Genomic DNA, 19,267 nt, shown 5'->3' on the forward strand with positions numbered 1-19,267 from the left:
CTCATGAGCCGAGTCCATAACCGCGCCCTGTCCGCCGCCGAACTGCAGTCCTTCGGCGACGAGCTCGATGCCGTCCGTGCCCGCGTGCTGACCCAGGTCGGCGCCGCCGACGCGCGCTACATCCGCCGCATCGTTGCGGCCGTGCGCTGGACCGGCGTGGCCGGCCGTGCGCTGCTGTTCCTGGGCGCCTTCGTGCACAGCGTGCTGATCCCGGCATGGATCGCCGGCGTGGTGCTGCTGACCCTGTCCAAGATCCTGGAGAACATGGAGCTGGGCCACAACGTCATGCACGGCCAGTACGACTGGATGGGCGACCCGCAGCTCAACGGCAACACCTACGAGTGGGACATCGTTGCCACCGGCGACAACTGGCGCAAGACCCACAACTTCAAGCACCACACCTATACCAACGTGCGCGGCATGGATGACGACATCGGCTACGGCCTGTTGCGCATCTTCCCCGAGCAGCGCTGGCGCCCGTTCTACCTGCTGCAGCCGTTCATCGCGGTGGTGTTCGCGTTGCTGTTCGAATGGGGCGTGGCAATCCAGGACCTGCGCCTGGGCCGCTGGCTCGCCGGCAAGATGAAGGCCGCCGAATTGCGCGCGTCGTTCCTGCCGGTCGGCCGCAAGATGGGCCGCCAGATGCTCAAGGACTACATCGTGTTTCCGTTGCTGGCCGGCCCGTTCTTCCTGACCGTGCTGCTGGGCAACCTGGCTGCGAACATGCTGCGCAGCATCTGGACCTTCGTGATCATCTTCTGCGGCCACTTCACCGCCGATGCGGAAGTGTTCGCGAAGGAATCGATCCGCAACGAGTCGCGTGGTCACTGGTACCTGCGTCAGCTGCGTGGTTCGTCGAATCTGACCGGCGGCAAGCTGATGAATGTGCTGTCGGGCAACTTGAGCCACCAGATCGAACACCACTTCTATCCCGACCTGCCTGCCAATCGCTATGCGCAGATCGCGGTCGAAGTGAAGCAGATTTGCGCGCGCTACGGCCAGCACTACAACACCGGTTCGCTGCCGCGTCAGTTCGGCCAGGTGATGTGGCGGATCGTGCGGCACGCCTTCCCGAGCCGCCCGGCACCGGTGCGGCAGAACGACGGCGCACTGCAACGCGCCTGAGGCTTGCGACCTGATACAAATGATCGGCCTGTCGCGCGTGCGGCAGGCCGATTGTGTTTGTGGGGTGCGCAACTGTTTGGCTGACTGTATTGAGGAGCAGCTACGCTCGCTGGCACGTACAACGGAAACAGGTGTGGCAGGGCTCGCGCCATCGCTGTCGGCTTTGCTTGGAACCGCGATGTGATGCGATGTCGCCGGGACGGAAGGGCGGTTGCGTTGGAGTGCATGCGGTAATGCGTAACAACTGTCGTGTCGCTATTTCAGCGCGCAGCATGTCCGCTGATAGCGACCTAACGATCCAACGATCCAACGATCCAATTAGCCGAATAGCCGATTAGCCGATTAGCCGATTAGCGCTACAGCGATCAGCCAGTCCGCTGCAGTGCATTGCGGTAGGCGATGAATCCGCCGCCGGCAATGCGCGCGCGAACAGCCAGCCCTGCGCCGTCACCGTCATCTGGTGACTGGCTGGAAGCGACGGCGTGATGGGTATGGCGAGGCACGAACCGATGCTTGCGGAGCGCATGCAAGTGCATGAGACGCACGCGATAGCTTTGCAGCGCACAGCCTGCCGCTGATTGGCGAGCCAATGAACCAACGACCCACTGAGCAGGTCGGCGATCCGACGCTCAGCCAGTCCGCCGCAGCGCATTGCGGTAGGCGATGAACCCCGCAGCCGGCAAGGCGCGCGAGAACAGCCAGCCCTGCGCCAGGTCCACGCCGTGGGCGCGCAGATAATCCAGTTGCTCCTGCCGCTCCACGCCTTCGGCGATGGTGCGCAACTGCAGGGTCTTGGCCATTTCGATGATGTGCGAGGTCACCGCGCTGGTGGCCGAGTGCGTGCCGATGGTGTCCACGAAGGATTTGTCGATCTTCAACGCGTCCAGCGGCAACCCCTGCAGGTATTGCAGGCTCGAATAGCCGGTGCCGAAGTCGTCGATGGACACGGTGTGGCCGGCGCCGCGCAGATGCATGATCGTGGTGCGCGCCGCATCGATATCCATGAGGCTGCGCTCGGTCGCTTCCACCCACAGTTGCCCGCTGTCCACGCCGGTGCCGGCCAATGCATCGGCCAGCACGCTCTGCACGCGGCCGCTCTTGATATCGCCGGCCGAGACATTGATGGCCACGTGCAGGGAGCGGTCGGCCGCCAGCATCGGGCCGAGATCGCGGATGACTTCGGCCACCACCAGGTCGGTGATCGGCAGGATCAACCCGCTGTGCTCGGCCAACGGGATGAAGTCATCCGGCGGCACCAGCGCGCCGCCGGGCTGCTGCCAGCGCACCAGGGCCTCGGCGCCCACGCAGTCGCCGCTGTCCAGCGCGATGATCGGTTGGTAATGCACCACGAACTCGCCACGCTGCACGGCGATCTCCAGCCGCGCCAGCGGGGACAGGCGCCGCCGCGACACCCACACCACTGCGCCTACCAGCAACAGCGCCACCAGGATGCCGACCGGCAGCAGCTGCAGGCGCAAGGCCGCCAGCGGCCCGCGCAGATAGGCGGCCGGCTCGGTGACCACGGCCACCCAATCGCCGCGCCGCGCCCGCCCGGACAGCACTTCCGAGGCCGGCGCGGCATGCGAGGTGGCCGCCAGCGCCTGCCCTTGCAGCAACTGTTCGGCGGCGGTGCCGGTGCTGCTGAGGATCTGCCCGGCCGGCGTGCCGATTGCCAACTGCAGGCCGGGTGGGACGTTGATGTCGGTGAGCGTGGAGGGGTTGATCAGGACGTTGTAGTCGCCCAGGTGCAGGGCCATCACCGGGTGCTGCGGGCTGGCCAGCGGGAGCAGGCGCGTGGTCACGGCGATCCCGCGCGCGACCGTGAAGTCCGCAGGCATCTGTGGCACTGCCGCGTCCAGCGTGCCCCACGAGGTGCAGCGCAGCTGACCTTGCTGGAAATGGCCGAGTTCGACGATGTGGTGGCTGCTCAGCACCAGCGCGCGCATCTGCGCCAGGTGCGCGGGCGAACAGGAGGGCAGCGTCGATGCGGCCATGCTCAGCAGCGCGCCATGCGCCTCGTCGAAGGCGGTGTCGGTGCGGCGGATCGACAATTCGGCCAGCCTGCTCAACTCGGCCTGTTCGCGCGTGAGCGCCAACCGCCACGCCAGGTAATACGAGACACCGGTGGGAAGCGCTGCACACAGCAGGGCAAGCAGCACGGTGACGCTGATGATGCGGTGCCGCTTCACTTCAGATCCTGACATGGGTGGCCAGCATTGCCGGCTGGCCGATGGCAGGGTGGGCAGCCGCGCGCGGCGCGCTCGAGAGTGGTTTGCGCTGTGGCGGATGTTCGGCCACACAACACCGCCGCATGGGGGCGGAGATGGCGGGCGGCGGTGACAGATGAGGCTGCACGTCACGAATGTACGACACACACGTGCATTGCGGGCAGCGTTTCGGCGAAGCGGTCGCGTTTTTATGCTCGCGGCCGCTTGTGTCGGTGTTGAAAGGTCCGGCCCTGTTAGGTTCACGCACCCGCGTCGGGGCAGCGGGTAGGGTCAGGTGGTCGGCAGTGCTGCACTGATCCGACACCTCGGCGCCATGCTGGCGCCCTCGATGGAGAACGACCCATGACCCAACAGAAAGAACGTGTCGGCGGCACCGATGCAGTGCCGATCTTCAAGATGCAGGAGGCCACCCGCGACGGCGAGGTGACCAAGTACGTGGTGGGCGACACCGGCGTCGCCTTCGACAGCCTGGAGGGCGCGCAGGCCGCCGCCAAGGACCTGGGCACCCTCAACAACTAGCGGTGCCGCGCTACGGGAGCGGCTGCTCGGTCAGCCGCCCCGTATGCGGGGTGTGGATCAGCGGCGCCAGATCGAAGCCCTGCTCGCGTGCGTGTGCCAGATAGGTCTGCGCGATGTTTTCGTCCAGCTGCGGCAAGCGCGCCAGCAACCACAGGTATTTGCGATTCGGGCTGCCAACCAGCGCAGCGGTGTAGTCGGCATCGATACGCATCACCCAGTAGTCGCCCTTGGTGAAGGGAATCCAGCGCAAGCCTTCCGGCAAAAAGGTGACTTCCAGGCGTGCGTGCGTTTCATCGATCGCGCGTGCCTGCCCAACCGCTTCCTCGAGCTCGCCCTTGGCGGTGAAGCAGCGGTTCTGCACGCGGATGCCACCGTCGGCGTCCAGCGAATAATGCGCAGACACATCGGTGCAATCGGCATCCTCGAAACGGATCGGCAGGCGGGCGATCTCGTACCAGGTGCCGAGATAACGGCTCAGGTCCAACGATGCGACGGTGGACAGGTCGGGATGTCGGCTCATGGCGGCCTCTGTGCAGTGGGATCGCCGCAGTTGTACGCGCACCGCCATGAATCGGGTGTCGGCATGTGGTGCGGGGTGGCGTTACGCGCCGGTTGCGGGCTCCTGCGATTGACCGCAGCGGGCTGTTTTCGAGCAGGCGCCGCGCAGTGCGCGTGCCGAGCAGATCAACGCAGCCAGGTGCAACGCAGCTGTGTGGTCACGCAGCGCACCGCACACGCAGTGTGTTGTTCGAGCAGCGCAGAACAGCCTGGTTACGAGTCCTGCGGTGACACCACAGCGGCCATGCGTCTTTCCTTCACCACGAACCCGCATGCGTCTGCCGCCGGTCGCGTTGCCAGAGCCATCCATCAAGACACGTTATGCGGCGCTGGAGGTATCGAGGGCGCGGTCGAGTTTGCGGTAGCCGATGGCTTCGGTGAGGTGACGGGTGGCGATGTCGGCGCTATCGTCGAGATCGGCGATGGTGCGCGAAACGCGCAGGATGCGATGCATCGAGCGCGCGGACAGTTGCAGGTGTTCGATGGCGCGTTCCAGCAGCAGCTGATCGTCATTGCCCAACCGGCAGTGGCGGTCGGTGGCGGCCTGGTCCAGCCGGGCATTGGGCACCTGCGCACGTACCTGCTGGCGTTCGCGTGCAGCAGCAACGCGTGCACGCACGCTGGCACTGTCCTCGCCGGTCGCACCGCTGCGCAGTGCCTGCGGCGGCAGGCGCGGCACGTCGACGTGCAGGTCGATGCGATCCAGCAGCGGCCCGGAGATGCGGCTGCGATACCGGCGGATGGCGTCACCACTGCAGCGGCATCGCCCGCTGGCGTCGCCGGCCCAGCCGCACGGGCAGGGATTCATTGCGGCGACCAACTGGAACCGCGCCGGGAAGTCCATGCTGCGCGCGGCCCGCGAGATGGTGACCACGCCGGACTCCAGTGGCTCGCGCAGCACTTCCAGGGTCTGCCGCTGCCACTCGGGCAGCTCGTCCAGGAACAGCACCCCGTTGTGCGCCAATGAGATCTCGCCCGGGCGCGGATGGGTGCCACCGCCCACCAGCGCCACCGCGCTGGCGGTGTGGTGCGGGGCGCGATAAGGGCGTTGCCGCCAGCGCGCCAGGTCCAGGCCGCGACCGCTGATGGAGGTGATGGCGGCGGTTTCCAGCGCCTCGGCCTCGCTGGCGTCCGGCAACAGACTGGGCAGGCGCGAGGCCAGCAGGGTCTTGCCGCAGCCAGGGCTGCCGACCAGCAGCAGGTGATGGCCGCCGGCCGCGGCGATCTCCAGGGCCCGGCGTGCATGCGGCTGCCCGCGCACGTCGGCCATGTCCGGTAGCGCGCGGGCGCCGAGTGCGACGATGGCTAGTTCGGCGGGCGGTGGCGGCTGGGTGCCGTTGAGTGCGGCGCACACTTCCAGCAAAGTGCGCGCGGTAAAGGCCTGCACGTGTCCGGCGATGGCCGCCTCGGCGCCGTTGGCCAGCGGCACGATCAGGCGCCGCCCGGCCTGCGCGGCGGCCAGGGCCGCAGGCAGCACCCCATCGATGCCGCGCAGCTCGCCGGTGAGGGCCAGCTCGCCGAGGAATTCGTAGTCGGCCAGGGCCTGGCGGTCGATCTGCCCGCTGGCCGCAAGGATGCCGAGCGCGATCGGCAGGTCGAAGCGTCCGCCGTCCTTGGGCAGATCCGCCGGCGCCAGGTTGATGGTGATGCGGCGTGCGGGGAATTCGAACTGTGCGCACAGCAAGGCGGCACGGACCCGTTCGCGTGACTCGCGCACCGCGGCCTCGGGCAGGCCCACGATCTGGGTGGAAGGCAGGCCGCCGGAGAGATGCACTTCCACCCGGACTTCAGGCGCGTGCACTCCCACGCGGGCACGGCTGTGCACCAGCGCCAGACTCATGGGGGCGGCCTTGGGTCAGGGGGTTGGGGAGGTGGGCGGCGCGGTGCCGCTGCGCGCTTCCAGCGCCGCGACCGTCTGCTCCAGCGCGTCGAGTTTTTCGCGTGTGCGCAGCAGCACCGCGCGCTGCACATCGAACTCTTCGCGGGTGACCAGGTCCAGCTTGCCCAGGCCGGCCTGCAGCGCGCCCTTGAAGGTGCTCTGCAGTTCTTCGCGCGACTGGCGCAGGCCCGGGGGCACCAGGTCGCTGAGGCGGCGGGCAAGGTCGTCGAGTTGGTTGAAATCGATCATGGCAGTTCTCCGCAGGTCCGTAGGAAGCCTAGTGCAGGCCGGTCATACGGGACATCGGCAGGGCAGTCGGCAGGTGGTAAGGATAGTCCCATTCGGCTGTCGGCCGTGGCGGCCCCTGCCATCGGATGGGATGAGTGTTGCGGCGGTCCACGGTATGCTGCGCGCCCGTCATTCCTGGGACTTGCCCCCGATGAAAATGATCATGGCCATCGTCAAACCGTTCAAGCTGGACGATGTGCGCGAAGCACTCGCCGGCTGCGGCGTCGCGGGCATCACGGTGACCGAGGTCAAGGGATTCGGGCGCCAGAAGGGCCACACCGAGTTGTATCGCGGCGCCGAATACGTGGTCGACTTCCTGCCCAAGGTGAAGATCGAAGTGGCGGTGACCGACGACCAGGCCGAGCAGGTGGTGGAAGCCATCGTCAAGGCGGCCGGCACCGGCAAGATCGGCGACGGCAAGGTGTTCGTCTACGACCTGGGCAGCGTGGTGCGCATCCGCACCGGCGAACTGGACGGCGACGCGCTGTAAGGCACGTTCGTCCGTGGGGCGAATGCCACGCTCCCAGGTAGTGCTTGGTGCTGAGCAGTGGGTGGAGGCGCTGGTGGACCTCGCCACGACGTGATCGACGGCGCTGCCATGCGCGCAAGCACGTGCATCTGGATGTGGTCGTCGGCGGAAGACCGCAGTAACCCGACTTACTACGGGCACAGACTTATCGCAGTCCGCAGTCCGCAGTCCGCAGTCCGCGGCCAATCCTGTGGATCCCACCGGCCTGTGATCAACACGCACCGCAGGCCCACCCCTGCCGGATCTCAGGCAGCGCCGCCCTTCAGCCGCCGATACAGCCGCTTCCAGCCGTTACGCACGCCGCGCACCCATCCCGGTTCGGCGGTGAGCGCGGCTTCGGCGTCGCTGGGCGCGATGCCGACCAGGCGCCGACGCATCTTCTGGAAGTTCGCCACATCGCTGCGCTGCAGCTGCCGCGACAGCGTGCTGCGGCGTAACCAGCGCGGGAACCGCCACGCCGAGGTGAAATCGATCAGCACCGGCACCCCGGCGCTGACCACCACGTTGGTGCCATGCAGGTCGTTATGGGTGATGCCCACCGCATGCAGGCGGCGCAAGGCGTGCTGCAGCTGCTGAAAGACTTCCTGCCCCACCACCGCGCTGGCGCTGAGCGTGTCGCCGGGAATGAACTCCATGCCCAGCGCCAGGCCACCCAAGGTGCCGAGCAAGGCCGGTGCATGCTTCCAGCCCTGCAGGCGCCGCAGCATGTTGGTCTCGTGGCGCACCATCAGCCGCGCGATCGGCGCAAGCAGGGTGCGCCGGTAGCGGCTGTAGTCCTTGACCACCGCCAGCTGCCCATCCAGATGGGTGCGGTAGACGGTGGGCTCGAGCAGGCGGGTGCCTTGCTTGAGCAGCACGGGGGTGGCGATGGTCAGGCTGGCGGTATCCAGCGCTTGGTAGTGCATGACGGCTCTCCGGACCCTGGGGGCGCGGGAGTGGTCACGCGTCTGCAGGTCCACGGTGATCATTAGATCGGGACCGGACAATTTTAGAACTTCCAAGTTCTGAAATTAGATTTGTTAAAAATGAAATGTTCCGGAGGTGGAATGCTCTGCCAGATCAGGCACTTGGGCGATCACGCAGATGCAGGCGGTTGCGGGAAGTAGATGCCGAGGCGGCGCAGCACAGTGGCTACGTTGAGACGAGGCACAACTGACAGCCCGGAAGGACCCGGCATCGCGCCTCAACCGTCCATCGGAAACCGGTCACTTAACGTCTTGACCGCAAATGAGACTCCAGGCACTGTGCCGCTGCGGTCAGGGGGGCTGCATCACCCGCGCGCATGCCAAGGCGTGCGCGCCGCGTGCCATGCGGTGATGTGGGGAACGCTCCAGCTACTGACGGCAACTGCGCCACTTCCGGACGCCGTTGGGCCATGCCTGCGCGCGCAAGGATGCGGAAGACGATGGAGTTTCACTCATGGGGATGCGATGAAAAGGACCGCAACACTGCTGTTGGCCTGCACGGCGCTTGGCGTCACGGCACAGGCCTCGGCGCAATCGTTATCGCGCGGCTGGGACAGCTACCGCCAGCAGCAAAAGCAGCAGCAGGCCGGTACGCAGGGTGCGGCGGCGCCTGCCTCAACTACGCAGCAAACACGTGGCACGTCGCCGCAGTCTGCCGATGCGAGCGGGACCGCCAGCGATGGAATGACCACCGCCACTGCACCGTACCCGGTCGTGGACACGACACCAGCACCAGCGTATGCACCACCGCCACCACGCCAGGAAGAACAACGCCTGAAGAGTGGCGCGTTTATCGGTGTGCAGGGCGGCCAGGGCAAGGTGTACGAAAGCATCGACCAGGACATGCTTGGCTTCAATGCCGGTTATCGGTGGCGGGCAGGTCCGGTGACATTGATCGGCGTCGAGGCCGCAGTTGGAAAGCTGGCCCGTATCAGTGATCACGACGGCTACTACGTTCCTAGCGTGGAATTCGGCAGTCTGGGCGGCATGGCGCGCTTCAACTTCGGCGACAGCCCACTGTTTGCCGTCGTGCGGCTGGGATACTGGTCGGCTAATTCACAAGGCGACTCGAACGAGCGCGTTTCCGGCGGCTATGCCGGTGCGGGCGTTGGCGTCGACCTCGGCCGGCATGCGAGCTTGAGCGTGCTCTACACGAACTATCTGTACGCCAACGATTACTACTACTCCGATGAAGACATCACCATCAATCGCGCAGAAGTGCTGAACGTTGGTGCCGAAGTGCGCTTCTGATCAGACGCGCGTCGGAACTGCAGATGTGGCAACGGGGCGGATGACAACATCCGCCCCGTTCTCGTTTCACACGACGCCGGCAAGCGCGTACTCCACTGCCGGCGTTTCTCACGCTTACTCGCCCAGCGCCTTGGCCACGAACGGCGGTGCAACCAGCACGCCGGTGTGCAGGTGCGCGGTGTAGTACAGCGTGTCGAAGCCCTTGGCCTGCGCGTCGGCCTGGCGGAAGGCGAAATCCGCGTTGGCCTGCTTGCTGGCCATGGTCACGCTCCACCAGCCGGTGGGGTAGCACGGCTGCGGGAACGGCAGGGTCTTGAACGACTGGAAGCCGGCCTTGCCCATTTCCGTGCGCATTTCCTTGATCAGGTCCAGCAGCGCCAGCGGCGATTCGGATTGCTGCACCAGGATGCCGTCGTCCTTGAGTGCCTTGAAGCAGCTCTCATAGAAGGACTTGTTGAACAGGCCTTCGGCCGGGCCCACCGGGTCGGTGGAATCCACGATCACGATATCCACGCTGCCGGCCGGGCAATTGGCCATGTAGGCCACGCCGTCGTCGAACAGCAGCTCGGCGCGCGCATCGTCATTGGAATCGCACAGTTCGGGGAAGTACTTCTCCGACATGCGCGTGACCTGCTCGTCGATGTCGCACTGGGTGGCGCTTTCCACGCCGGGGTGCTTGAGCACCTCGCGCAGCGTGCCGCAGTCGCCGCCGCCGATGATCACCACGCGCTTGGGTGCGGCATGGGTGAACAGCGCCGGGTGGCTGATCATCTCGTGATAGAAGAAGTTGTCGCGGCTGGTGAGCATCACCGCGCCGTCGATGATCATCAGCTTGCCCCAATCGGTGGTCTGGTAGATCTCGATCTTCTGGAACGGGGACTGCACCTCGTCGAGCTTGCCGCTGATGCGGTAGCCGATGGCCGAGCCGGTGGGCTGGAAGTGTTCGATGTACCAGTTGTCGTTGGTGCTCATGCGGACGTCCTAATCGAAAAGAAACGGGCTGTTCCTGCTCCCGGCGGGAGAAGGTGGCGCACGGCGCCAGGTGAGGGTCGGGGCGCAGCCTGGTGCAGCCATGCGGCTGACGACCAGGTCCGAGCCCTCGTCAGCCCCGTTTCCATCGGGAACAGGGCGTCAGATCGGCGCGGATTGTAACGGACCCTCGGCATGCCAGGCGTTACAATTCACGCCCTTTTGCCCCAGCCGAGACAACGAAATGAGCGATTGGTCCCTCGACCAAGCCCGCAAGACCTACTCGATCCCGCATTGGGCCGATGGGTATTTCGATGTGAACGACGCCGGCCATGTGGTGGTCAGACCGACCGCCGACGGCCCTGCGGTGTCGCTGCCCGAAGTGGTGGATGCCGCGCGTGCGGCCGGCGCCAAGCTGCCGCTGCTGGTGCGCTTCCCGGACATCCTGGGCCAGCGCCTGGGCAAGCTGCAGGCGGCGTTCGCCCAGGCCCAGGCCGATTGGGACTACGCCGGTGGTTACACCGCGGTGTACCCGATCAAGGTCAACCAGCACCGCGGCGTGGCCGGCACGCTGGCCAGCCACCACGGCGAGGGCTTCGGCCTGGAAGCGGGCAGCAAGCCCGAGCTGATGGCGGTGCTGGCACTGTCGCGTCCGGGTGGGTTGATCGTCTGCAACGGCTACAAGGATCGCGAGTACATCCGCCTGGCGCTGATCGGGCGCAAGCTCGGCCTGCAGACCTTCATCGTCATCGAAAAGCCCTCCGAGCTGAACCTGGTGCTGGAAGAGGCGCGCGCGCTGGACGTCAAGCCGGGCCTGGGCGTGCGCATGCGGCTGGCGTCGCTGGGCGCGGGCAAGTGGCAGAACAGCGGTGGCGACAAGGCCAAGTTCGGGCTGTCGCCGCGCCAGGTGCTGGACCTGTGGAAGTCGCTGCGCGACACCGAATACGCAGACAGCCTGAACCTGCTGCATTTCCATATGGGCTCGCAGATTTCCAACGTGCGCGACATCGCCAACGGCATGCGCGAGGCCACCCGCTATTTCGTGGAGCTCTCGCGCCTGGGCGCGAAGATCAGCCATGTGGATGTCGGCGGCGGCTTGGGCATCGACTACGAAGGCACGCGTTCGCGCAGCTATTGCTCGATCAATTACGGCCTGCATTCGTACGCCAGCAACATCGTGCAGCCGCTGGCCAGTGCCTGCGAAGAACACGGCCTGCCGCCGCCGCGCATCGTCACCGAATGCGGCCGCGCGATGACTGCGCACCACGCGGTGCTGATCGCCAATGTCTCGGAAGTGGAGCAGGCGCCGGAAGGCCGCGTGCCGGATGCGCACGACGACGAGCCGGCGGCGATCCGTCACCTGCGCGAGATCCACGACGAGCTCGATGTGCGCCCGGCGGTGGAACTGTTCCAGGAAGCGCAGCACTTCCATGCCGAAGGGCTGAGTGCCTACGCGCTGGGCCAGATCGACCTGACCCACCGTGCGCGCATCGACGACCTGTTCTACGCCATCGCCCACGGCGTGCGTGCGCGCCTGAGTTTCGACGAAAAGAGCCACCGCCCGGTGCTGGACGAGCTCAACGAGCGGCTGGTGGACAAGTACTTCGTCAACTTCAGCGTGTTCGAATCGATTCCGGATGTGTGGGCGATCGATCAGGTCTTCCCGATCGTGCCGATCGAGCGCCTGAACGAGGCCCCGCAGCGGCGCGGCATCATCGCCGACATGACCTGCGATTCCGACGGCATGGTCAAGACCTACGTCGAGAACGAAAGCCTGGACAGCTCGCTGCCATTGCATGGCTTGAACCCCGGCGAGAGCTATCGCATTGGCTTCTTCCTGGTGGGTGCCTACCAGGAAATCCTGGGCGACATCCATAACCTGTTCGGCGATACCGATGCGGTGGAAGTGGCGGTGGACGGCACCGGCTACCGCATCGCGCAGCAGCGTCGCGGCGACACCACCGATGTGATGCTCGACTACGTGGGCTATCAGCTGGACACCCTGCGTGCTACCTATGCCGAACGTATCGCCGCGGCGCAGTTGCCGCCCGAGCGCGCGCAGGAATTGCACGACGCCCTGGAAGCCGGCCTGACCGGCTACACCTATCTGTCCGACGAGCCGTTGGGCTGATGGGCAGCTGCGCTGCGGCCAGTGCCGCAGCGCAGTGGGGGTGGTATGCGCAGGCCTGCCACGGAGCGGGGTGCACTCGTCAGCCTCTTCTAAGCCGGGTGATGCACGCACACGCCCGCGCCATGCGCATCGACCGATTAGAGTGACCAACGCCGCACTTTCTTGTGCGTAAGGCCTGCCATTGGCCGCATGCGTGTGCCGAGAAGGCGTAGGCAATCGCTGCGCGTTGTTCCCGAAGGTTGCTGCACGCCGATGACAGTTCGGCGACTGTCAGATGATCGTGCGAGGACACGCCGTGCTTGCTAAAACGTTCGCCGCTCTCTGGAGCCAGTCCGATTTCGGTAAGTGATTCGCTCTGCGGCGCAGTTATACCAATAGCGTTACGCAAAGTGGTCTTACTCGAGCCTCCATCCGATGCGTTGCGATGGATGAAGACTCCGAGTATGCGTGGAGGCTTGAGTGCACGAATGCAGCCTTTATCAGGCGCTTCTGCGGCAGCTGCGATCGCGAAGTGCGCGCGCGCGACCTATGCATCAATAACACTAGTTCAAATCACGCTTCGGTAAAAATATTTGCGCACGACGCGAAAACCGTGATTTTTGCACGGTTTATTGCGTGCACAGATTGTTAGTGTTTATTAACTTGTATCGACGCAAGGGGTTTTTTAACAGTCAACTGCAATTCAGTCGACTGTGCGTCGCGTTCGTGTGCGTCTCCATTGTGCGTTTCCATCGCGTATTGCCGGAAGATGTCGGTGATCGATGGTGTTGCTCACCCTCATGATCTTACAAGGCAGCAAGGTCTCGCCCGCATCCTGATGCCGCAATGCGTGGGAACGCGCTGGATCACTGCACGCCAACAACAAGGAACGCACATCAATGCACGCTGACTCTTCCCCGATACATCCCCTGACCAGAGCGCAGCGCGGGCTGTGGGTGGCCAGCAAGTTGCATACCGACAACACCTTGATGTTGTCCGAAGCGTTGGAGTTGTTCGGCCCGCTCGATCCTGAAGTGTTGCTCCGGGCCAGCCTGCAGCTCACGCGCGAGTTCGACACGCTGCGGCTATGCATCGTCGAGCACGACGGCGTGCCCAGCCAGGTGGTGATGCCCGAGTACACCGCGCCGATCCATTATTTCAACTTCAGCGACGATCCTGCGCCACGGAATGCGGCCGAGCATTGGGTGGAAGAGGAGATCCGCAAGCCGGAGGATCTGCAGAACGGGCCGTTGTGGCGGTGTGCAGTCTTCCGCCTGGGCGAAGACCATCACATGTGGGTGCAATGCGTGAGCCATCTGGTGATGGACGGCTATTGCGCTTCGATCATGATGCAGCGCATGGCGGTGTTGTATACCGCCTACGCCGCCGGGTGCGAGCCGGTACCTGCCGAGTACGGCAGCGCGCTGTCGTTGATCGAGCTGGAGCAGCAGTACCGCGACTCTGATCGCTTTCAGCGTGATCGCAATTACTGGATGGAGCAGCTGGCCGACCTGCCACCGCCGACGACCCTGGCGCGCCCGGGCAACCAGCTGTCCACCGGGTTGTTGCGTGGCACCGGGGAATTCTCCCCGCAGCAGGTGGTGCAGCTGCGGGCGCTGGGCAAGCACTACGGTGCCAGCCTGCCGCAGATGTTGATTGCGCTGATTGCCACGTATTACTACCGCTGCACCGGCGCAGAAGACCTGGTGCTGGCCATGCCGGTGACTGGCCGGATCAATGCACGCTACCGGCAGGCCGCCGGGTTGGTGGCCAATGTCATTTCGCTGCGTCTGAAGATGGACCCGCAGCAGCCGGTGCATGCACTGTTCGCGCAGGTGGCCTCCGTGGTCAGGAGTGCACTGCGGCACCAGCAATATCGCTTCGAGGATGTGCGCCGCGATCTGGGCCTGTTCGGCATCGAGCAGAAGTTCGCACGCCTGGCCGTGAATATCGAAGCCTTCGACTATGTACTGCGGTTTGGCGAGGCCTACGCGGTGCCGCATAACCTGTGCAATGGCCCGGCCGATGATCTGACCATTTTCTGCTACGAGCGTGGCGACGGTGCAGCGTTACGCTTTGATCTGGATGCCAACCCGGCGTTGTATGACAGCGAGGAGCTGGCCGAACATTGCCGCCGCCTGACCCATCTGGCCGATGCAGTGCTCGCCGATCCGGAGTGCGCGCTTGGTCAGGTCGATGTGCTGGGCGATGCCGAGCGCCAGCGTCTGCTGCACACCTGGAACGCCACCGCCGCGCCATTGCCGGAGCCGAGCACCTTGCTGCACGGCATGCTGCAGCGTGCCGAGCTGATGCCCGCTGCGGTGGTGGTGCAGTACGACAACCGCACGCTGGATTACGCCACGCTGTGCGAGCTGGCCGCGCGCATCGCCGCGCAATGGGTGGACGATGGTGTGCGCCCGGGCGATGTGGTCGCCATCGCGTTGCCGCGCAGCGAGCAGTTGCTGGTGGCATTGCTGGCGGTGATGTGGAGCGGGGCGGCGTATCTGCCGCTGGACCCGGAAAGCCCGGCCGCGCGTAACCGGCAGATGCTCAACGATTCCGGTGCCATCGCCCTGGTCTGCGAGCCTGCGCTGTGCGAGCGCTATCTGCTCGGCGGCATGGTCTGGCTGGACCCGTGCCCGGCCGTCTTGCCCGCCGCAATCGCCCCACTGGCGCAGCCAGATGGCACCGCGTATGTGCTGTACACCTCCGGCTCGACCGGTGTGCCCAAGGGCGTGGAAGTCAGCCATCGCAACCTGGCCAATTTCCTGCATGCGATGGAGCAGGAACTGGCGTTGCGCCCGCGCGATCGCGTGCTGGCGGTCACCACCATCACCTTCGATATCGCCGGGCTGGAACTGTATTTGCCGCTGCTGACTGGCGCGCGCGTGGTCATTGCACCTGCAGGGATTACGCACGATCCACGCAGCCTCTCGCGCCTGATCGCCAACGAACAGATCAGCGTGGTGCAGGCCACGCCGTCGTTGTGGCGCATCCTGCTGGCCAACCAGGAGTTGGCGCTGGACCGCGTGCATGCGCTGGTCGGTGGCGAGGCCCTGGTGCCCGAACTTGCCGCGCAACTGCTGAGCCGCGTGGGCCGTTTGACCCAGTTGTACGGGCCCACCGAAACCACCATCTGGTCGACCATCATGCCGCTGCAGCTGAGCGACGCGGCGGCGCCGCCCATCGGCCGGCCGTTGCTCAATACACGCGTATACGTGCTCGATGCACAGCGGCAGCCGTTGCCGACCGGCGCGGTCGGCGAGCTGTACATCGGGGGCGCGGGCGTGGCCAAGGGCTATCGCGGCAAGCGGCAGCTCACCAGCGAACGGTTTGTGCACGACCCGTTTGCCGATGACGGCAGCACCATGTACCGCACTGGCGATCGCGTGCGTCAGCGCCGCGACGGCCTGCTGGAATTCATCGGCCGTGCGGACGGGCAATTGAAGATCCGTGGTCACCGCGTGGAGCCGGCGGAAATCGAAAACGCACTGCTGCTGCATACGCAGGTGGCGCAGGCGGTGGTGGTGGGGCATCACGATGGTGCCAACGCGTTGCAGCTGCTCGCCTACGTGGTTGGCAAGCACGGCGCCACACCGTCCACCGAGCTGCTGCGCGCGCATCTGCAGCAGCGCCTGCCGGCATCGATGATTCCCACGCTGTGGATGCCGTTGCAGGCGCTGCCACTCACGGCCAATGGCAAGCTCGATCGCCGCGCATTGCCGGCGCCGGGCGCCATACCGCAGCGTGCGCATCTGGCCCCGCGCGATGCACTCGAACAGCAGCTGGCAGCGATGCTGCAGGACGTGCTGGGCATTGCCGTGGTGGGCGTGGACGACAACTTCTTCGAGCTTGGCGGCGACTCGCTGCGCGCTGCGGAAATGGCGGCACGCTTTCCGCAGCTGTTTGGGGTGAAACTGCCGCTGGGGACGCTGTTCCATGCGCCGACCATTGCCGGGCTGGCCGAGGTGGTCCGGCGCAGTACCCATACGCCGAACGATCCACTGGGCGTGCTGCTGCCGCTGCGTGCCGGCACCGCAGGCGTTACGCCGTTGTTCTGCATCCACCCGGTGGTGGGGCTTGGCTGGTCGTATCTCACCTTGCTGGGGCAGCTCGACCCGCAGTGGCCGGTGTATGCGCTGCAGTCGCCTGGCCTGAGCGACCCGCTGCACCGCCCGGACAGCATCGAGGCGATTGCGCGCGATTACCTGGCGCGGCTACGCGCAGTGCAGCCGCACGGGCCCTATCGCCTGATGGGCTGGTCGCTGGGCGGGCTGATCGCCCATGCGATCACCGCCGAGCTGCATGCGCTTGGCGAGGAAGTCGAGGTGCTGGCCATGCTCGACAGTTACCCGCATCGCCAGCAGGCCGCGGCGTTGCCGGAATCCGAAGGCGTGCGTGCCTCGGTGCATGCGCTCAATCTGAACCTGGCGCACGGACAACCCATGCCGACCACGGTGGCCGAACTCGCCAGCCTGTTGTGCGATCACTACGGGCTGATGTCGTTGCCGGCGGTGCGCCACCTGCTCGATCAACGCCCCACGCTGCTGGATGATCTGGGCGCGGTGACCCAGCATCACCTGCACCTGGCACGGCGCTACCAGCCGCGTGCATTGGCGCAGGATGTGCTGTTCGTCGAAGCCAGCGTGCGCATGACCTCCGGTGGCGACGATGCGCTCTGGGTGGACTACCGGCCGCAGGCATGGCGCCCGTATGTGCGCACCCTGCAGCTGCACACCCTGGATAGCGACCACCACTCGATGCTGTCGCCTGCGCACTCGGCCACGCTCAGCACGCTGCTGCATGCGGCGACCGCGAAAACCGCGCGCACCGACGGCTGCATCACCACCGCCAGCGACGGGGTGGCCGAATATGCCTGAGTCCTCCACAGCGTCATCCCAGCGCCCGGTGGTGATCGCCACGCTGGGCACGCATGGCGATGTTCGCCCGATCATCGCGCTGGGCCGTGGCCTGCAGCAGCGTGGTTACCGGGTACGGGTGCTGACCAGCGCCAACTTTGCTGCGTTGATTCTTGCCAACGGGCTGGAGTTCTACCCGCTGAGCGGCGATCACCAGAAGCTGTTGCAGGGGCATCCGGACATCGCCGAGATGCGTGGCGGCTGGCGTGGCATCTGGGGCAAATTGCGTGCTCAGCTGATGGAGTGGGCGCGCGATTGGGCCGACCAGGGCCGCGCCGCCTGCGCCGATGCCGGCCTGATTCTTGGCGTGGGCAGCGCCAGTTTCCTGGCTCATAGCCTGGGCCAGCGGTATGGCCTGCCGGTGGTGTTCGCGCAGTTGCAGCCGCTGACCGCCTCGCGCCATCTGCCGTTGATGGTGATGCCCACCGTGCGCCTGCCCGGGCTGGTGAGCGTGGCGCTGCATCATGTGATGCGCTTTGCCGGCTGGCAGTTGATGCGCCCGGCGCTCAACGAGGTGGTGCGCCCGGCATTGGGGTTGCCGGCGTACCCGTGGAACGGGCCCGATCGCAGTGCATTGCGGGTGCTATACGGCTACAGCGCGCACCTGTGTCCGCGTCCGCCCGACTGGCCGGAGAGCGCGCAGGTCTGCGGCTTCTGGCAGTTGCCGCAGCCGCAGTGGCAGCCGCCGGCGGCGCTGCAGGCGTTTCTGCAAGCCGGGCCGCCACCGCTGTACATCGGCTTCGGCAGCATGACCAGCAACGATGCCGCGCAACTCACCGCCACCGTCAAGGCGGCGGTGCGCCTGACCGGCCAGCGTGCGCTGCTGGCCAGCGGCTGGGGCGGGTTGGCGGCCGGGGAAGACGCCGACGACGATGCCACGCGCTTCTTCCATCTGGAGCAGGCGCCACACGACTGGTTATTTCCACGCGTGGCGATGGCCGTGCATCACGGTGGCGCTGGTACCTCCGGTGCGGCGCTGACCGCGGGGATCCCGTCGGTGGTGCTGCCGTTCGGTTACGACCAACCGTTCTGGGCGCATTGCCTGGCCCAGCGCGGTGTGGCGCCGCCAGCGTTGTCGCGCAAGGGGTTGCTGCCGCAGACCCTGGCCGATGCCATCGCCCAGGCCAGCACGCCGGCTATGCGTGCGGCCGCAGCTGCGCTGGGCCAACGCATTCGCGACGAAGACGGCATCCGCCGGGCCGTGGACCAGCTGGAGGCCTGGGCGTTACTGGACGCCGGCATACCCGTCAGCGTGGATGCGCGGAGTACGCAGCCGGCGATGGCCTGAGGCGCGATGGCGTTTGGCATGTGGCGGCGCTGAGGTGAGCAGTGCCGCGATGCATTGCCGCAGCAGGCACGTTTGTCTGGCTGCTGATGGGCTGACGGGTCGCTGCTGCGCAAGGCTATAGCGCACGCATCAACTGGCCGCCGTGTGACGCGGCCTATTCTTTGGGTGCGGGAAGAGTGCCTGCGCTGCGTGCTGGATCCATGCGCAGGCAAGGCCATCTAACGTGAGAGCAGTGCGAGCCATCAGGGTTCATCGGGCCACTGGCTGTGTCTTCATGATTGGCCGCGTGATGCGGCGGTGGAGTACGTTTCTTTATCCGCCGTCTGCTCCATGCATGCGCTCGCGACCAGTGTCCAAGCAAACGTGCGCCGCTGACATCGGCACTGCGTTGCTTTGCATCATTCGCCCGTCATGCTGGCCGGCCAGTTGGCGCGCGATCGCCAGAATGGCGTGCACGCTGGCAGCGTGGTTGCGCAGTGGCGTGTCTTTCATGCGTGCACAACCCTTCTGATCCAGGCATGCATGCGCTTGCGGCGCATTGCCACATGCGCGTGCGCTGCTGACATCGGTAGTGCATTCCTCTGCGTGCCCGGGCGTCTGCGCCAATGCACGCGCACCCATCCGTAACGCCGCGATGGT

At 65.8% G+C, this 19,267-nt stretch carries 13 protein-coding genes; 7 read left to right on the forward strand and 6 right to left on the reverse strand.

Annotated features, from left to right (window positions below; translation table 11 throughout):
* Positions 1-3: 3 nt before the first annotated feature.
* Complete coding sequence (locus ACD584_RS16115; protein WP_372357311.1) at positions 4-1,125, forward strand: fatty acid desaturase; 1,122 nt, start codon at positions 4-6, stop codon at positions 1,123-1,125.
* 629 nt (positions 1,126-1,754) lie between these two features.
* On the opposite strand, the gene ACD584_RS16120 is transcribed toward ACD584_RS16115, so the two are convergent.
* Positions 1,755-3,314 (reverse strand): EAL domain-containing protein, encoded by a 1,560-nt coding sequence (locus tag ACD584_RS16120; protein ID WP_076035835.1) that lies wholly within the window; start codon positions 3,312-3,314, stop codon positions 1,755-1,757.
* Positions 3,315-3,695: 381 nt separating this feature from the next.
* On the opposite strand from ACD584_RS16120, the gene ACD584_RS16125 reads away from it, so the two are divergent.
* The gene (locus ACD584_RS16125) at positions 3,696-3,872 is read left to right on the forward strand and encodes a hypothetical protein (RefSeq protein ID WP_012439469.1); all 177 of its coding nucleotides are present in this window, start codon (positions 3,696-3,698) and stop codon (positions 3,870-3,872) included.
* 10 nt (positions 3,873-3,882) lie between these two features.
* Here ACD584_RS16125 and ACD584_RS16130 read toward each other — a convergent pair whose 3' ends face one another.
* From ACD584_RS16130 to ACD584_RS16140, 3 genes are all read right to left on the reverse strand, one after another.
* Positions 3,883-4,392, reverse strand: coding sequence for a lipocalin family protein (locus tag ACD584_RS16130; protein ID WP_070693723.1), 510 nt, complete (start codon positions 4,390-4,392; stop codon positions 3,883-3,885).
* A gap of 357 nt (positions 4,393-4,749) precedes the next feature.
* Positions 4,750-6,270 (reverse strand): YifB family Mg chelatase-like AAA ATPase, encoded by a 1,521-nt coding sequence (locus ACD584_RS16135; RefSeq protein ID WP_011038949.1) that lies wholly within the window; start codon positions 6,268-6,270, stop codon positions 4,750-4,752.
* A 15-nt stretch (positions 6,271-6,285) separates the two neighbouring features.
* Positions 6,286-6,558, reverse strand: coding sequence for an accessory factor UbiK family protein (locus ACD584_RS16140; protein WP_040941985.1), 273 nt, complete (start codon positions 6,556-6,558; stop codon positions 6,286-6,288).
* A gap of 190 nt (positions 6,559-6,748) precedes the next feature.
* Here ACD584_RS16140 and ACD584_RS16145 point away from each other — a divergent pair, with 190 nt between their 5' ends.
* Positions 6,749-7,087 carry a P-II family nitrogen regulator gene (locus ACD584_RS16145; RefSeq protein ID WP_042595602.1) on the forward strand — a complete coding sequence of 113 codons (339 nt, stop codon included), beginning with the start codon at positions 6,749-6,751 and terminating at the stop codon, positions 7,085-7,087.
* Positions 7,088-7,371: 284 nt separating this feature from the next.
* Here the strand turns inward: ACD584_RS16145 and ACD584_RS16150 are convergent, their stop codons facing one another.
* Positions 7,372-8,031 carry an RIO1 family regulatory kinase/ATPase gene (locus tag ACD584_RS16150; protein ID WP_175611481.1) on the reverse strand — a complete coding sequence of 220 codons (660 nt, stop codon included), beginning with the start codon at positions 8,029-8,031 and terminating at the stop codon, positions 7,372-7,374.
* 525 nt (positions 8,032-8,556) lie between these two features.
* On the opposite strand from ACD584_RS16150, the gene ACD584_RS16155 reads away from it, so the two are divergent.
* Complete coding sequence (locus tag ACD584_RS16155; RefSeq protein WP_076035837.1) at positions 8,557-9,342, forward strand: hypothetical protein; 786 nt, start codon at positions 8,557-8,559, stop codon at positions 9,340-9,342.
* 114 nt (positions 9,343-9,456) lie between these two features.
* On the opposite strand, the gene speE is transcribed toward ACD584_RS16155, so the two are convergent.
* Positions 9,457-10,314, reverse strand: a complete 858-nt coding sequence (gene speE, locus ACD584_RS16160) for a polyamine aminopropyltransferase (protein WP_011038944.1) — start codon at positions 10,312-10,314, stop codon at positions 9,457-9,459.
* Positions 10,315-10,555: 241 nt separating this feature from the next.
* On the opposite strand from speE, the gene speA reads away from it, so the two are divergent.
* From speA to ACD584_RS16175, 3 genes are all read left to right on the forward strand, one after another.
* The gene (gene speA / locus ACD584_RS16165) at positions 10,556-12,442 is read left to right on the forward strand and encodes an arginine decarboxylase (RefSeq protein ID WP_011038943.1); all 1,887 of its coding nucleotides are present in this window, start codon (positions 10,556-10,558) and stop codon (positions 12,440-12,442) included.
* Positions 12,443-13,320: 878 nt separating this feature from the next.
* Positions 13,321-17,301 (forward strand): non-ribosomal peptide synthetase, encoded by a 3,981-nt coding sequence (locus ACD584_RS16170; RefSeq protein ID WP_076035838.1) that lies wholly within the window; start codon positions 13,321-13,323, stop codon positions 17,299-17,301.
* Complete coding sequence (locus ACD584_RS16175) at positions 17,294-18,628, forward strand: glycosyltransferase (protein ID WP_076035839.1); 1,335 nt, start codon at positions 17,294-17,296, stop codon at positions 18,626-18,628. Before ACD584_RS16170 ends, ACD584_RS16175 begins: the two co-directional genes overlap by 8 nt.
* Positions 18,629-19,267 lie beyond the last annotated feature (639 nt).

Source organism: Xanthomonas sp. NCPPB 2922 (assembly GCF_041520885.1).
In the GTDB taxonomy this organism is placed as follows: Bacteria; Pseudomonadota; Gammaproteobacteria; order Xanthomonadales; family Xanthomonadaceae; genus Xanthomonas; species Xanthomonas campestris.